Annotated in this window: 12 protein-coding genes; 8 read left to right on the plus strand and 4 right to left on the minus strand. The window is 32.7% G+C overall.

Going from position 1 to position 16,169, the window contains the following annotated elements; all coding sequences use genetic code 11:
* Positions 1 to 6 precede the first annotated feature (6 nt).
* The 5 genes from QMA06_RS00755 (at position 7) to QMA06_RS00775 (ending at position 6,510) form a co-directional block, all read left to right on the plus strand.
* On the plus strand, positions 7 to 1,395 hold the full coding sequence (locus QMA06_RS00755; RefSeq protein WP_290204973.1) for a dipeptidase: 1,389 nt from the start codon (positions 7 to 9) through the stop codon (positions 1,393 to 1,395).
* 170 nt (positions 1,396 to 1,565) lie between these two features.
* Complete coding sequence (locus QMA06_RS00760) at positions 1,566 to 1,931, plus strand: BlaI/MecI/CopY family transcriptional regulator (protein WP_290204974.1); 366 nt, start codon at positions 1,566 to 1,568, stop codon at positions 1,929 to 1,931.
* Positions 1,932 to 1,933: 2 nt separating this feature from the next.
* Positions 1,934 to 4,396 (plus strand): M56 family metallopeptidase, encoded by a 2,463-nt coding sequence (locus QMA06_RS00765; RefSeq protein WP_290204975.1) that lies wholly within the window; start codon positions 1,934 to 1,936, stop codon positions 4,394 to 4,396.
* Between the two features lie 470 nt (positions 4,397 to 4,866).
* The gene (locus QMA06_RS00770; protein WP_290204976.1) at positions 4,867 to 5,967 is read left to right on the plus strand and encodes a DUF4407 domain-containing protein; all 1,101 of its coding nucleotides are present in this window, start codon (positions 4,867 to 4,869) and stop codon (positions 5,965 to 5,967) included.
* 99 nt (positions 5,968 to 6,066) lie between these two features.
* Complete coding sequence (locus tag QMA06_RS00775; protein ID WP_290204977.1) at positions 6,067 to 6,510, plus strand: YybH family protein; 444 nt, start codon at positions 6,067 to 6,069, stop codon at positions 6,508 to 6,510.
* A 204-nt stretch (positions 6,511 to 6,714) separates the two neighbouring features.
* Here QMA06_RS00775 and QMA06_RS00780 read toward each other — a convergent pair whose 3' ends face one another.
* From QMA06_RS00780 to QMA06_RS00795, 4 genes are all read right to left on the minus strand, one after another.
* On the minus strand, positions 6,715 to 7,038 hold the full coding sequence (locus QMA06_RS00780; RefSeq protein WP_290204978.1) for an STAS domain-containing protein: 324 nt from the start codon (positions 7,036 to 7,038) through the stop codon (positions 6,715 to 6,717).
* Positions 7,039 to 7,673: 635 nt separating this feature from the next.
* Complete coding sequence (locus QMA06_RS00785) at positions 7,674 to 8,249, minus strand: PhnA domain-containing protein (protein WP_290204979.1); 576 nt, start codon at positions 8,247 to 8,249, stop codon at positions 7,674 to 7,676.
* A 225-nt stretch (positions 8,250 to 8,474) separates the two neighbouring features.
* Positions 8,475 to 8,960, minus strand: a complete 486-nt coding sequence (locus tag QMA06_RS00790; protein ID WP_290204980.1) for a glycosyltransferase family A protein — start codon at positions 8,958 to 8,960, stop codon at positions 8,475 to 8,477.
* 22 nt (positions 8,961 to 8,982) lie between these two features.
* Positions 8,983 to 10,161: a response regulator gene (locus QMA06_RS00795; protein ID WP_290204981.1), complete on the minus strand. Its 1,179-nt coding sequence runs from the start codon at positions 10,159 to 10,161 to the stop codon at positions 8,983 to 8,985.
* Positions 10,162 to 10,341: 180 nt separating this feature from the next.
* Here QMA06_RS00795 and QMA06_RS00800 point away from each other — a divergent pair, with 180 nt between their 5' ends.
* From QMA06_RS00800 to QMA06_RS00810, 3 genes are read left to right on the plus strand one after another with little or no spacing between them, the layout of a single operon-like run.
* Positions 10,342 to 13,431, plus strand: a complete 3,090-nt coding sequence (locus QMA06_RS00800) for a hypothetical protein (protein WP_290204982.1) — start codon at positions 10,342 to 10,344, stop codon at positions 13,429 to 13,431.
* Positions 13,431 to 14,651 (plus strand): hypothetical protein, encoded by a 1,221-nt coding sequence (locus QMA06_RS00805; RefSeq protein WP_290204983.1) that lies wholly within the window; start codon positions 13,431 to 13,433, stop codon positions 14,649 to 14,651. Before QMA06_RS00800 ends, QMA06_RS00805 begins: the two co-directional genes overlap by 1 nt.
* The gene (locus QMA06_RS00810; RefSeq protein WP_290204984.1) at positions 14,645 to 16,162 is read left to right on the plus strand and encodes a glycoside hydrolase family 2 TIM barrel-domain containing protein; all 1,518 of its coding nucleotides are present in this window, start codon (positions 14,645 to 14,647) and stop codon (positions 16,160 to 16,162) included. Before QMA06_RS00805 ends, QMA06_RS00810 begins: the two co-directional genes overlap by 7 nt.
* The last annotated feature ends 7 nt before the right edge of the window (positions 16,163 to 16,169 follow it).

A 16,169-nucleotide genomic window follows, 5' to 3' on the forward strand; every position in this document is an offset into this window, starting at 1 on the left:
CGAATTATGCAAAATATAAAATCTTACATAAAAGAAAACCAACAACGCTTTATAGATGAGCTCATTGCACTATTAAAAGTCCCGTCGATAAGTGCCGATTCTGCATATAAAGCAGATGTACTAGAAACCGCTAACATTATTAAGTTAAGTTTAGAAAAATCGGGATGCGACCATGTTGAAATCTGCGAAACTGAAGGATATCCTATTGTGTATGGCGAAAAAATAATTGATAAAAATTTACCGACCGTATTGGTTTATGGACATTATGATGTACAACCACCAGATCCGTTAGATTTATGGAACTCTCCTCCTTTTGATCCTATAATTCAGAAAACTGATTTACATCCCGAAGGTGTCATTTTTGCTAGAGGCGCGTGTGACGATAAAGGACAAATGTACATGCATGTTAAAGCTATGGAATATATGACTTCGCAAAATGAACTACCTTGCAACGTTAAATTCATGATTGAAGGAGAAGAAGAAGTAGGTAGCGTTAACTTATCTAAATTTGTAAAAGCCAATCGTGAAAAACTAAAAAATGATGTCATCTTAATTTCAGATACTGGCATGATCGCCAAAGATGTACCTTCTATCACAACAGGTTTAAGAGGATTGAGTTATGTAGAAGTTGAAGTGACTGGTCCTAATCGTGATTTACATTCTGGATTATATGGTGGAGCTGTTGCAAATCCAATAAATGTTCTATCTAAAATGATTGCCTCACTTCACGACGAAAATAACCATATTACCATTCCTGGTTTTTATGATAAGGTTGAAAATCTTTCGGATGCTGAACGTGCTGAAATGGCAAAAGCACCATTTTCATTAGATGCTTACAAAAAGTCACTAGATATAGATGCCGTTTATGGCGAAGAAGGGTATTCTACCAACGAGCGTAATTCTATTAGACCCACTCTAGATGTTAACGGTATTTGGGGAGGTTATACCGGCGAAGGCGCGAAGACTGTCATAGCAAGTAAAGCTTATGCAAAAATTTCGATGCGTTTGGTGCCTAACCAAGATTGGGAAGACATCACGCAACTATTTAAAACGCATTTTGAAAACATTGCTCCAAAAGGTGTAAAAGTAAAAGTAAATCCACATCATGGAGGACAGGGATATGTTACACCAATCGATAGTGATGGCTATAAAGCAGCTTCAAAAGCCTATGAGCAAACTTTTGGAAAAACGCCTATACCGCAACGCAGTGGAGGCAGTATCCCTATTGTATCTCTTTTTGAACAAGAATTAAACAGTAAAACCATATTAATGGGCTTTGGCTTAGATAGTGATGCCATTCACTCACCAAATGAGCATTTTGGCATTTGGAATTATCTTAAAGGCATTGAAACTATTCCTTGGTTTTATAAATATTTTACCGAAATATCAAGATAAATCGATAAGGTTCAGTGCATTCTTAACCTGTTTAATATTAGTATTAATTCAAGATATTATAGAATCCGTTCCAAGTGAACGGATTTTTTTTGACTTATATTTTAACTCTACACTTGTAGAATTAAAAATATTATTCTACATTTGTAGAGTTAATTCTAAAAACGTAGAGTATGCAACTTTCAAAAACCGAAGAACAATTAATGCAATATCTCTGGAAGCTCGATAAAGCCTTTATGAAAGATTTGCTCGACATCTATCCTGAACCAAAACCCGCTACAACAACCGTTGCCACTTTACTGAAACGAATGATAGGTAAAGGCTTTGTAGATTATAAAACTTTCGGAAAATCGAGAGAATATTTTCCATTGGTTAAGAAAGAGGACTACTTCTCCAAACATGTTAACGGACTCATTAAAACCTTTTTTAATGATAGTGCCTCTCAGTTTGCTTCCTTTTTTACACGGAAAACAGATTTAACCAAAGAAGAATTAGAGGCGTTAAAAAAAATCATTGATACGGAAATTAAAAACAAATAATTATGGAAACCTATATATTTAAATTTTCAGTTTGTTTGTTAGTCTTTTGGGCAGTATATATCCTCCTTTTAGAACGACAAAATATGCATCGTTTTAAGCGTTTCTATTTATTAGGAGCTGTAGTTACAGCATTAATAATCCCTGTCTTATCCATAACAAATTATATTGAACCAGAAATTGCAGGTATAGAAGTATCTTCAGTAATAATTCCTACTGATACCTCACTTGTAGAATTACCAAAAGAACAAGATCCATTTTTAGATTTCGCTACTGTGTTTTGGGTTATATATAGCTTAGGCTTGTTATTATTCACCATCCGATTTATCATTAACTTAAGTAAAATGTACAAACACATTTCTGCAAATGAAACCATTACAGAAAAACCCTTTATATACGTATTACTAGAAGAATGTAAAATTCCGCATTCTTTTTTTAAATACATCTTCTTTAATAAGTTGAAATTTGAATCCGACGTCATTCCTAAGGAAGTAATACTTCATGAAGAAACACACGCCAAACAATTACACAGCTTAGATATTATAGCATTAGAACTATTACAGATTGTTTTATGGTTTCATCCTTTAATCTACATTTTTAAACATCATATAAAACTCAATCACGAATTCTTAGCAGACCAAGCAGTTTTAAAGCAAGGAGTTAATATTAAATCATATCAAAATATTTTATTACAATTTTCATCAAGCACTCAAAACTATCAATTATCGAGTGCCATTAATTATTCATCTATTAAAAAACGATTTACAGTTATGAAAACACAAACATCAAAAACTAGAATTGGGATCAGTACGCTGTTGCTACTTCCAATAATTGCTATTCTTTTTTATAGTTTTGCAGAACGTGTAGAGGTTGCTAAAGAACAATCATACGACATGGCTTCTATTAACAACGATTTTAATGAAGATAAAACGCTGCAAATCGAAGACCTCGATCAAAAAATTGTTGAAATCTATGTGAAAAAATATAATGCATACGAAAACCTCAGAAATACGAAGCCACATTACATCCATAAATCTCGTAGTCAACAAAAAGAATTGGATGCCTTATTTTCAGAGTTAAGTAGCCTCTACTCTAGAATGTCTGTGGCAAATCAAGACAAAGTAAAACGCACTTCGCCACCTATTTCGCCTTACGTGCAAATTACATTAAATGGCAAAACTTATTACAAGAAACATGAAGCGTTAACTAATGAGGAAAAAGCCACATTGCCACCACCTCCACCACCACCATCGTTTTCTAACCAAGAAAATAATGAAAACGCAGGTCAAATACTAAAATCCTTAGACGACGAAATAAATGTAGTAAAACCGATAATGGTCATTCTAATTAATAGAAATGGACAATTACTAATAGATGATAAGTTAGGCTCACTAGAAGATATTGAAACTAAACTACAAACACTCAAAAAAACCTTTGACCATAATAGAGCTATTTATGTAAGATATGATCCCAGTGAAGCTTCAGAAAAAGTTTTAAAAGTCGTAGGATCATCAATTAAGGAATATGATTTTAAAGTCATTCATGCAGATGCATCTCAAGATATTCCACCACCACCGCCTACTGCATATAAAAAAGATAAAGATGGACCGAATTTAACTGATTCAGATCATTATCCAATTCCACCAACAAATATGCAAGAGAAAGCGAGTGCAAACCAAGTCGCAGCATATAACGATTGGGCTAAACAACTAAATTCCACGGATAATAAAATTATTAAAAAAACTGATTTAAAAAAATACACACATATATACAGGATAATGAGCGCTGAACAGAAAAAGACTGCTGAGGCTTTTCCTAAACTTCCCCCACCACCACCGCCACCTACTAAAGTCGCACCATATAAAAATGGCAAGAAAAAAACCTTAAGCGAAATTATTAAAGAAACACCCAAAGGGGTTATGTCTGGTTATGAATTATTAGAAAATGGGAAATCTCACTATTATACCGTTCATAATGGCAAAAAAACGTACTATAATAAGGATGGTTATATTACTGACAATAAAGGGAAGGTTTTACCACCACCGCCACCACCACCTACTAAAGCTGCACAATATAAAAATGGTAAGAAAAAAACCTTAAATGAAATTATTAAAGAAACACCCAAAGGGGTTATGTCTGGATATCAAATTTTAGATAATGGGCAATCTCACTATTATACCATTCATAATGGCAAAAAAACATACTATAATAAAGACGGTTATATTACCGATAAAAAAGGGAAGGTTTTACCACCACCGCCACCGCCACCTTCTACAAATCCTTCGTTTTTAGAATATATTATAGACATGGAGAAACAAGGAGCTTCATTCTATCTCGACGGTAAAAAAATCACAGCCAAGGAAGCCAAAGCAATAGCCAAAAACAATAAAGGTAAAAATACTGATATGGTTACGCAATTAGATGCTAATGGTAAATATGTAGTGAAGTTATCAAATCCAAAAGATTAAAACAAAAGAAAGTATTTTTCCGATGATTAATGGTCAAACATTAAAAGAAAGTAAACTATCTATAACACGAAATGAATTCAGAAAATTAAATCTTACCACTAATGGAAAAGTAACAGAATTTAAGTTTAAAATCCTAGGAAAACATACAATTGATAAAGACTAATACCATTGATTTTAAATCCGTAGAGCATATTAATGAAATCAAAAAATGGTGATCATCTTGTAATATTTGACATCAAAGATGGTCAGGATTCTAAAATTATACCTATCACCATCGAAATAACCGAATAAATTTCGATTAAAATATCATTAATCCAACCTCATAGCTATTTATGCTGAGCTTATTTCAGTATTTAATTTTTGAGGTTTTTATATTTTTCGTTAAAAAGTGTAACAAACTCAACCTATTAGCGTTCTAATAGTCAATCAATCCTCCTAAATTTTAGGTCAATCAAAAAATCGAACGCTTTATGTTAAAACAATTCTTCATCCTTTGCTCTGGAGCAGACACGGATATTTTAAACGACTGTTCCATCGGTGAACAAAACAAATACGCCGGTATTGGAGCTACCGTTTTCTTCACAGCGGTAATGGCAACCATCGCAGCGAGTTATGCGCTTTACACTGTTTTCGATAATTTATACTCCTCTATCTTATTTGGATTAATTTGGGGTTTACTCATCTTTAATCTGGATCGCTATATTGTGTCCACCATAAAAAAGCGAGAAAAGGTTCTAGACGAAATTCTTCAAGCTACACCACGGATTTTCTTGGCGGTTATTATTGCTGTCGTTATTTCAAAACCATTAGAACTTAAGATTTTTGAAAAAGAAATTAATCAGGTTTTACTAGAGCAAAAAAATGAATTAACCTTAGCGAATCAACATCAAATTGCCGAACAGTTTAATCCAAAAATCTCTGAACTCGAAAATCAAATATTAGATTTAAAATCTGAATTGGATTTAAAAGAATCTGAAGTCAATGCCTTATATGACACCTATATTTCTGAAGCTGAGGGTACATCTGGCACCAAACTTCTAGGCAAAGGACCCGTTTATAAAGAAAAACGAGATAAACATGATGCTAGTTTTGCAGAATTACAACAATTAAAAATCGTCAACCACACTAAAATCTCAGCGATAGAATCTCAAATCTTAGCAATACAAAAACAATATACATCTAATGTTGCCAAATCGCAACCCATCATTGATAATTTTGATGGCTTAATGGCGCGCATTACAGCTTTAGGAGAATTACCATGGTTACCATCATTCTTTGTTTTTCTATTATTTTTAGCCATTGAAACCTCTCCCATAATTGCAAAACTATTGTCACCAAAAGGCGAATTCGATTTTAGGTTACAAGACCAAGAGACCATTATTAAAACGTGGACACTACAGAATGTTGCCGAAAGGAAATTAGTGTTAAAAACCGATAACGCTATTAATAATAAGGTATATAATGAAATTGCAGATGAAGAAGAAGTAATGAATTATAAGCGCAAGAAAGCTCGAGAACTCTTACAATTTCAAGCTGATGCCTTTTTGAAGAAACAGAAGGGTGTACTTTAATTTTTGTTAGGATTTTTTTGATTTTAAAATTCTGAAAGGTATTATAATTACGAGTTAATATATAAGTTATTACATTTAGCAAACCAAAACCAACTTGTAATGAAAACTACCTATTTTGCTTTTATATTTCTACTCATCAGCTGCGGAACGCATCAAAACACAAATGAAGATGATTTAGAAACTGTTAAATCTGCCATTCAGAAAGTACTGAGTGACCAAGAAATCGCTTGGAGTAATCACAATTTAGAAGGCTTTATGGATGGTTATTGGAAAAGCGATTCTCTTAAATTTTATGGCAGTAATGGACTGACAAAAGGTTGGCATAAAACATTGGATAATTATAAAAAAGGATATCCTTCAAAAGCAGAAAGTGGAACATTAAAGTTCATTATCAATGATATTTCTAAAATAGAAGGAAACAGTTATTGGGTTATGGGAGAATACCATTTGAATCGTTCAATTGGAAATGCCAATGGAGTCTTTATGATTATATTCAAAAAAATAAACGGACAATGGAAAATTGTTGCTGATATGTCTTGTTGATCGTAACAAACCGTATCAAAAAACCTTAATATGAATTAAACCAATAATTATACTTTTTTGTGGAGTAAGCTCAAATTAAATGCACCATTGTACAACCCTACAACTTCACATTTCATTAAAAAATAAAGTGTATCCCAAATATTTATCTATCACCATAAATACTTGGGAAACACTTTATCTAAATTTTTGGATAGAGATGGTAGATTATGCCGCTGCAATAGCATTAGTTGTAAAAATCGTTTGTTTTGGTGCTTTAGCTTCTTCAGATTTAAAATGCTGATATAATTCTTTGCAACCCAATCCTATAATGGATAACCGTTTAGATTTGGAAATAGATTCATTATGAAGCTGAGCTAATGCCATTACGCCAGCTCTGTCAATACTGTTAACTTGCTCGATATCTAACAGAACACTGTCTAGTTTATCAAAAATATTAGCGAAATGTGCGTTGAACGTTTTAAGGTTCATTTTGTTTAATGTTCCTTTAAGTTGAAAACGGTTGTTGTAACTTGAAATTTGTAAATCCATAATATAATAATGTTTAAGCGTTCATACTAATTGAGGGCTATTAATCAGTAATTTATAATACTATTATTCAGAGGGATGACCTCAATATCGGATTTATCATTAGAGCCATCTTATAAATTCGATGAAGCGTAAATTTGTTTGGTCTATTTGAAGTTTTGGGTCTATTTTTTCGACAAACAACACATTGAAAAACTGATAAAATGTAGGAAAAACAAACACAAAAACAATTAATAATCAGACACTTAAAGCCGTGTTTTATAACTAATTGAAAGAACACGGCATTTTGAAATTGTATCTTATTATTGTAAATATAAAATCGTATAGGATTTTTTAAAATTCACTCTACAACTCGCATAAATTTTTAATATTGATGTACAAGGTCGTTAGGGCATGGAAACGCACAAATCATTGTCTCAGTAGAATTATAAGTGAGATAGGTTACTATTTTTGCACCTTGTTCTTATTTGTAACACCGTTCAAAATTTTTATTTTTGCTACATGAAATATAAGTACAAAATAATACTAATGGTGCTACTAGCCGGAATTACAATTTATGGTTTAGTAAGTGGCCACTATTTGTTTATGGTATTTTTAATTCCGTTGAGCTTCGATTTTTTCAACAAAAAAGATTCGGATTAAATTTTCTTCACGTATTCGGTGATAATCACAATTTGCTGACCATCAACTTTCCCTTCGATGTACGTTTCATTTTCGTGATCTAATCTAATGTTTCTTACAGCAGTTCCTTGTTTGGCAACCATGCTAGAACCTTTCACCTTTAAATCCTTTATTAAGACAACCGAATCACCGTGATCTAAAATAACACCGTTAACATCGCGATGAATTAATTTATCGGCTTCGTCTTCGCCGTCACCAGAAGCTTTAGCAAGTTCTAACACGTCATCTTCTAAGTACATCATAGCTAGCAAATCTTGCGTCCAATCTGCTTTAATTCTATTCAGCATTCTCCATGCCATAATTTTAACGGCATCATGCTCGCTCCACATACTATCGTTAAGACATCTCCAATGATTAGCATCTATAAGGTCCGCATCATTCATCTGCTCTATACAAGTTTTAGAAGCATATAATGCAGTTTTTAAGCCATTTTCTTTAATATCTGGGACAATGTAAACAGACAGGTTGTCTTCGCTTCCACTAAGTTCACATTTAGAACCACTTCGTTGTTTTAATTCTCTTTCTAATGACATAATAAGGATATAATATTATGCAAATGTAAAATTAAATAAGACTTTTAATGTATTTTTAAGAAAGGGTTTTAAACTAATGGTAGACTATTTGATATCATCTTTTAGAACTGTTGCGCGACTGTAAGATTGATTCTTGTAAAAGATGTCTTTAATGTGTTAAAATGGTATCGCTTTAATTGGCAGTACTACATGTAGGTAAAATGTTAAAAAAAATTAGGCTATCTCTTAAAGACTTGGATTTAAACAATTGAGATTAGAATTAATAATTTTAAGATAATCAACCACTGAAAAAACACTTTTAAATAACGTTTGCTTTACATCTTGTTTTGCTATAGTCTTTAGATTTTCATCAATAATAGCTTCTTTATTATCATAAACACTTCGAACTAAACTATTTAAAACTTCACCTTTTTGATGAATTTCATTAACATTTATAAATCCTGTATGCCTTAAATTAAATTGATTAAACATATATCTTGCTCCTGCTCTTTTCGCAGCATTTTCAGTTGTTTTCTTTTTGATTTCTATAACTGATACTCGAGATCCACTCTCTTCTTTAATTTCTTGTAACACGTTTAACGTATCGTCCTTACTATTGTTATCTACCAAACATAATTCTATGGATTCAAAGTCTTTAATTTGCGCTATGAAAAAATTTTTATCTTTCTGCGTCGCGTTGTTATAGAATATAATAATGATGCCTATCCGCATTGTTAAATCTTTTTTTAGAATATTAAGCTATTTCTAAATCACTTTTAGTTTTAACATTATTTTTTCTAGATCTATAAACCCAAGCTATTTGAGCCAATTGACCAACTATTTTTACTGAATCTTTCATTGATAGTTTAGAACCATCTGCATGGATCCATCGTTTTAATGGTTGCTCGCAAAGCATTGCTTTTGCATTCTTTAGTCCGAAGTGAATGCTCATTCTTTTAAAAATTTCAACATCAAAAATCCATTGCGTTACAAACTGTTTACCAAAAGCAATATCTATAACGTCTTTATGAAAAATTTTAGCTCCACATTGCGTGTCTTTAAAATCCATTTTTAAAATCTTTCTAATAATGTAGTTAATAGTTAAACTGATAATTTTTCGTGCTGATTCTTTCGTAATATCTGCTCCCATTCTTGAGATTCTTGAACCACTAACAATTTTAAAATCTGAAGTCTCCATAGTTTTTACCAAATCATCAAAATCCGCTAAGTCTGTAGACAAATCCGCATCTAAAAATCCAATATAATCTAGGTCCTCTTTTTTAGCCATATGTAACATCCCTAAACGAACGGCTTCAGCCTTTCCTCCATTTTTTTCACAATCATAAACGGTAATAAAATCTTCCCTTCCCTTCTGTAAATTTTGAAGCACTTCTAAGGTGCTATCCTTACTCCCATCGTTTACAAAACATAAATGATAGCCAGAGTTTTTATCTAAATAACTTATGAATTCATCACTCAATAAGCGCTCTTCTTCATTGTAGCAAGGAATAACCACACCAACACAACGCTCTTGTATCATCACTTCACTTGTAGCTATAGCATTCTTGGTTTCTGGAGCACCAATTAAGCGCTTTACACGCGCACTTATTTCATTTAAGCTTAACGGCTTTTTCATATAATCATTAATGCCTAATTCAAAACCTTCAGTAATTGTGGCGTCTTGTGTGTTTCCTGATAAGACCATTATAGGTGTCTGAGAATTTCTTAAAATTCTAATATGTTTTACCACTTCTAATCCTGATACTCCAGGCATATTTATATCAACGATAACTAAGTCTGGATTGAACGACTCATATACCTGCATGCCCTTTGTCGCATCAGTTTCAATTTTTACCTCATATCCTAATTCAACTAAACGTTTCTGTAAAGGAAGTAATACTAATTGTTGGTCGTCTATCGCTAAAACTTTCATAATAAGTTGGTTTATATTTTTTACACAGTTCAAAAGTACAAGAGAAGCGGTTTTTAAATTTTAAATTTAGCTGAACCTAATATTTAGTGTAGACGAATGGTAGATTGCTGTAGATAATTAAAATTTGAACCTCTATTAAATTATATATCTTTACCATCTTGTTATTGCTTAGACTAATAAATGAAGGAAACCTCTAATAAATACTTAATTTCTGCGCTTTTCTTAGGATTAGCGTTTCATGGTAGCGCTATATTTTTTACATTAGAAACTACCTATGATGCGTTAATTCATTTATTTTTTGCAGACCATTATGCCAATAGTTGGTTTGAACCTTGGAATTATGAATGGTATACAGGGTTTACCGTACAAAGTTACCCTCCTTTAGTACATCAGTCTATAGGATTACTCTCAATGATTGGTGGTTTAAAATTTGGCATGTTTAGCGTTGCGCTTATAGCCATTGTTTTATTTATTACAGGTACGTATCGCTTCTCATTATTAATGACAGGAAATAAAACCGTTGCTGGCTACGCTTGTCTATTAGCTGTTTTTTCGTCTTCATTTATAGAGACCTTACATATTTTTGGACAATTACCTAGTATAGTTGGTGTTTCGGTATTAATGCATGCACTACCCGAAATCTATTTGTGGTTAAAAACAGGACGTAAATGGTACTTAGCTACCAGCTTATCTCTTATTGCTGTTACAGTCACCTCACACCACGTCACACCAATTTTTGGAATGGTCTTTTTCATATTTCCTTTAATAGGCATGGTTTTAATGGACGTGTCTAGAGAACAGGTAAACAGTATGAAAGAAGTAACATTCAAAGTATTTTTGAACAGCTTTTTTAAGCTCTTTAAACGTATAGTAAGCTTCGGCATGTTGTCCTTAGTGTTAATCATTGGGTGTATTTTTCCGTATTGGTTAAACTCTAAAGCCAACCCAATTACCCAAGTGCCAATACCGCATGGTTCACGTGATAATTTCTTAGAAATCACGTCTTCTGGTTTAGTATTCTTTTTAATTCCTTGGGGAATTTTACTCATATTATTGCCTTATATATTTTACAGATATTACAGCAAACGTTACCTCTTTTTTGGTTTATCAGTTACTATTTGTACTATTTTAGGAACTGGTGGCACCACACCAATACCACTAAAAATGTTAGGCGAAACCGCTTTTAATATTTTAACCTTAGACCGTTTTACACTTTGGGCTTCTATATTATCTATTCCGCTAATGGGTGAATTTGCCTATCGTTTTGTGGAGGGTGATTTAAAGGAACTTATTCAGTCTAAATTTGGTGCTGTTTACCATCGTATTATTGGCGGTTTACTTGCAGGCTTGACTGTGTTTATGGTGGTCTTTACCATGAGCTTAAATTACTTTAGACCATCACAACCACAGAAAATAAAGATGTTGCCTATTGTAAACTTCTTAAATCAGGATGACCATGAAAAATGGCGATTTTTAACCCTTGGCTTTGGTGACCAAATGGCTTGGCTTAGTGCGCAAACCGATGCTATGACTGTAGATGGCAACTACCATTCGGCAAGACGATTACCTGAGCTCACTACAAGACCTATTGAGCGTTTAGAAAATTCAAAATTTAAAGGTGTCGCTGGTATTGGTTCGTTACAACAGTTTTTAACCACACCCGAAAAATATAATTTGAAATACATTTTCTCTAACGATAAATTTTACGACCCCATTCTCTATTTCTGCGGATGGCAACGTTTACGACAATTAGAAAATGGCATTATGGTTTGGGAACGCCTTAATATTCCGCCAGTTTCAGCTATTTTACCAAAGGAAGATGTTGCTAAATGGTTGAAAATCCATTGGGGAATTGTGCCTTTTTTAACCGTTTTAATTGCCTTTGTTTTAAACATACAAATGCTTTTTGTTATTGCTTTAAAAACACGCATAAAGCCATTACCAGATTTTCTAAAATTCCCAATAACATATAAAAAGTTTAATAGAAATGTATTGCGAATTACCCACCTTTGGTCTTTAATTTTAGCCATTGTTGTGTTTTATGGTATCTACTTATTCTATCTAAAAAACGAATCTCAAATTAGTCCAGAAAACGCTATTGTCGCCTATTATGATGCCTTAGATTTTAAAGAATTTGAAAAAGCCCATAGTTTAATAGACCCAAACAGTAATATTCCTATTGCTCAATATATGCTAGAGATTTCAGTAACAGATGGTTTATTGAGTAGTTATGCAAAAATGGATGCGATTGAAACCGAAATCACAGCACTTAACGATAGTACGGTTTCGGCAAAAGTAACTAGCCAATGGATCACACCATTAGAAAAAATTGAAAAAGTAGATTACAAATCGTTGTCTAAAATTAAAGGTAAATGGTATTTACAACCCGATGATTTAAACAACGATTTACCACCAGACCAGTTGTATTCTGATAACGTCACTAAATATTTTAACCAAGGTCGACGAAGAATTACCACTGAAGCCACACATCATGAAGACATTTTAAAACAGCCCGTTTTAGAAGTGCTTCAAGCAAAACTAGTGCAGTTTGAAGGGAGTTATGCTATTATTGGCGAAGTTCAAAATATAGATAATGTACCTGCAGATGTTATTTTAAAAGGCACACTTTACAATGATGACAATAAGCAACTAGCTACGTACAATGCAAAATATCATGTAAAACATAAATTAATGCCAAAGGAATCGAGTAGTTTTAGAATTAATTTTGAAGGCATTGCCTGGTCTAAAACACAAGATTCTATTCCAGATACGTTTAATCCAGATGAATTTACTCCTGTTGAATTTGAAGAACAACCTACAAAATTCAATTTACAAGTTGCAGGAAATGTTTCAGGATCTGATTTATACAAAAACGTTGTATTGAGTGATGTGAATATTAAAAACTGCATGCTTAACGGTAATTTATTTAATAGTGGTATTCAAGAAATAACGATTCCTCAATTATTAATAAGTTATTACGATAAAGATCAAAACATGGTTTGGGTAGACCATATGTTTGTAAAAGCTGGTGTGCGACAACAACGTAAGCAACATTTTGAATATCCGATTATAATTAATGGCGATGTAAAGATTATAAATGACGACATGAAAAATATTTTTGTAAACGGTTTACCAAACGAAGATATTTCAGATAAAATAGTACCAAATAGAATTAAAAACCATACCAATGCAGAATTACAGCCCATTGACCATCTCGATTTTAGTGGAATTAAAATTGAAATTAACACGTACATAGGAAGTCCTAATTAATGCAAATAAAGCACACATACTTATTACTTTTAGGATTGATATTATTATCATCCTTTACTGTTATACAAGAAACTGAAGTTGCTTCAACTGAAATAAAATTAATATCAACACAAACCGAATTTGAAGTTGGCCAACCTGTTGTGCTTACATTTTCAACATCAAGTGAAGTGCAAATAGATCTATATTGCTCTAATAGCTATGGCTCTACAGTTATTTCTTCAAGCTTAAAAAACAACACGTTAGAATTTAGTATTCCTGAAACTATCACAAAAAAAATTGGTGCTATAAACTGGACTTTACTAGATGACAACAAATCACTTTCAGGAAAACTACACATTTTACCTAAACCAGAAGTGGCCATTATGGAAACTTATATTGGTCCACCAAGTATAGAATCTGGTGGTAAGGATTTTACGACTTTAGTGGTTATTCCAACGGATTCATTAGATAATCCTGTGCCAACACATACTTTGGTTATTGCTAAATTTCAGTTTTTAGATTCAGAAGAAGGTTTTGACATTTTTACAAAAAATTTAATCGCATATCGTAATATCTATTCAAAACCAGAAAGTGGAAGAATGTTGGTGTCATCAGAAAGTCTTGGTATCAATTCTAAAGAATATACTATAAATGTGATGCCAGCCATACCTACAGATTTTGAAATTTCAGCAACACGACCACACGATTATGCAGACGGTAATCAGGTGACAACGTTTTGGACCACCATTATAAAAGACGAGTATAACAATGTAGTTAGTGATGGTACCTTTGTAACCTTTTTTATTAAAAACGGAAAAGGCCACATTCTTAAAACAACAGGAACTACAATTGATGGTGTTGCAAATTCAAAAATTATTCATCCCGATTTTGCGGATAACTGGAACATAAAAGCCTACGTTGATGGTATGTCTGAAAGTAATAGAATTTCGCTAAGTTACAAACAAGTTATAAAAGACTTTAATGTTGAATTCTCTGAGCACAATCGACTCATAGAAATTGGACCCTTACAAAGTTTTATGGGACAAATGATTCCTGATGGTATGCATATTAAATTAAAAATTTACCGTAATAATTCGCTTGTAAATACGTTAACTAAAACCTCATTTAATGGGTATACCAGTTTTAAACTAAAACCCGCTATTTATGAAAATGGTCATTATAATTTTAGCATTGAAACGGCTGGCTTATCAAAAGAATTTAATTCAATAAAGCTATGGTAAGTCTTAACAAAAACATATTACGTACCATATTAATTGCCTCATATATTATGATTGTAGCCTTAATTATTTCTGGTGTTAGCGCACTATTTAGTTACTTAAATACTGGAGCCGACCGAAGCACAATGCTACATACCGAAATTAAAAAAGTAGATCAATACGCCCCAAAGATGGATTGGGAACCTTTGCAAAATGAAGGCCGACCAATGGATGACCAAACCTTAAATGCTATTCAGCACGATTATTTAGACGCTTGGTACGTCAAACAAATTGCTTACAAGAGTAATAAAACGGCAGGAATTAAAGATTACTACACAGACAGTGCAAGAAAAAATTTATTTGACTTTATAGATTTAAACAAAGCACAAGGCATTAGCATTGAAGCCACAACATTACACCATAATCCTACGCTGGAATATTTTAGTCAAGATGGTCAATTAGCTGTAATTACAGATCGCAATGTTGTAGAATACAAACGTGTTTTTAAAGCTAAAGAGCTCATTTTAGAAACGACTGAAACCTCCACTTACCAAATGGTATTTTTACTAGAAGATGGCTTTTGGCGCATTAGACATTTAGTTAAAGACAAAGCAGATATTTATAACAATGAACCTCAACAAATAGAGGTTAATAGTCTAAACATTAAAGGTATTAATTACTATCCGCAAGCTAATCCTTGGAATATGTTTGGTGATGAATTCTCTGCCGAGATTATTGCTACGGATTTTAAAATCATTAAAGATGCTGGTTTAAATTCGGTGCGCCTTTTTGTGCAATATGAAGACTTTGGAAAAGAACATGTTGATGCTAAAAAAATTGAGAAACTAAAGCAAACCTTAGATGCAGCAGAGGCTAATAACTTAAAGGTCGTTTTAACCTTATTTGACTTTTTTGGTGATTATTCTGTAATGAATTGGACACTAAATCAACGCCACGCAGAAGCAGTTGTTAATGCCGTAAAAGATCACAATGCTTTATTGGCTTGGGATATTAAAAACGAACCTAATTTAGATTTTGAATCTAGAGGAAAAGACAATGTTATCGCTTGGTTAGATAGCATGATTGATTTGGTAAAATCTACAGACCCTATGCATCCCGTAACTATTGGATGGTCTAATACTGAAAGTGCTTCCATTTTAAAAGATAAAGTCGATTTTATATCCTTTCATTATTACGAAGATTTAGAAAGTTTTGATAGCGCTATTACAACTTTAAAAGCCGAAATACCAAACAAACCTTTAGTGCTTCAAGAATTTGGAATATCGTCATATTCTGGTTTTTGGAAACCTTTTGGTTCTTCTGATGAAGACCAGGCCAACTACCACAAAAAAATCCAAGAACAGATTGCAGCCAATAAGCTACAATTTATGTCTTGGACTTTATATGATTTCACCGATGTTCCAACAGCCGTTGTAGGTAGTAGACCTTGGAATAGAAATACGCAAAAACATTTTGGGTTTATTGATAAAAATGGGACAAAAAAGGAAGCGTTTCAATATATTTCTAAACAGTAGCGAGGTC

It is taken from the genome of Winogradskyella bathintestinalis (assembly GCF_030407435.1).
In the GTDB taxonomy this organism is placed as follows: Bacteria; Bacteroidota; Bacteroidia; order Flavobacteriales; family Flavobacteriaceae; genus Winogradskyella; species Winogradskyella bathintestinalis.

Coding starts and splice junctions, on each gene's coding strand:
- QMA06_RS00810 (WP_290204984.1), top strand. CDS start 14,645: ATGGTAAGTCTTAACAAAAACATATTACGTACCATATTAATTGCCTCA.
- QMA06_RS00770 (WP_290204976.1), top strand. CDS start 4,867: ATGTTAAAACAATTCTTCATCCTTTGCTCTGGAGCAGACACGGATATT.
- QMA06_RS00755 (WP_290204973.1), top strand. CDS start 7: ATGCAAAATATAAAATCTTACATAAAAGAAAACCAACAACGCTTTATA.
- QMA06_RS00765 (WP_290204975.1), top strand. CDS start 1,934: ATGGAAACCTATATATTTAAATTTTCAGTTTGTTTGTTAGTCTTTTGG.
- QMA06_RS00800 (WP_290204982.1), top strand. CDS start 10,342: ATGAAGGAAACCTCTAATAAATACTTAATTTCTGCGCTTTTCTTAGGA.
- QMA06_RS00805 (WP_290204983.1), top strand. CDS start 13,431: ATGCAAATAAAGCACACATACTTATTACTTTTAGGATTGATATTATTA.
- QMA06_RS00790 (WP_290204980.1), bottom strand. CDS start 8,960: ATGCGGATAGGCATCATTATTATATTCTATAACAACGCGACGCAGAAA.
- QMA06_RS00760 (WP_290204974.1), top strand. CDS start 1,566: ATGCAACTTTCAAAAACCGAAGAACAATTAATGCAATATCTCTGGAAG.
- QMA06_RS00795 (WP_290204981.1), bottom strand. CDS start 10,161: ATGAAAGTTTTAGCGATAGACGACCAACAATTAGTATTACTTCCTTTA.
- QMA06_RS00780 (WP_290204978.1), bottom strand. CDS start 7,038: ATGGATTTACAAATTTCAAGTTACAACAACCGTTTTCAACTTAAAGGA.
- QMA06_RS00775 (WP_290204977.1), top strand. CDS start 6,067: ATGAAAACTACCTATTTTGCTTTTATATTTCTACTCATCAGCTGCGGA.
- QMA06_RS00785 (WP_290204979.1), bottom strand. CDS start 8,249: ATGTCATTAGAAAGAGAATTAAAACAACGAAGTGGTTCTAAATGTGAA.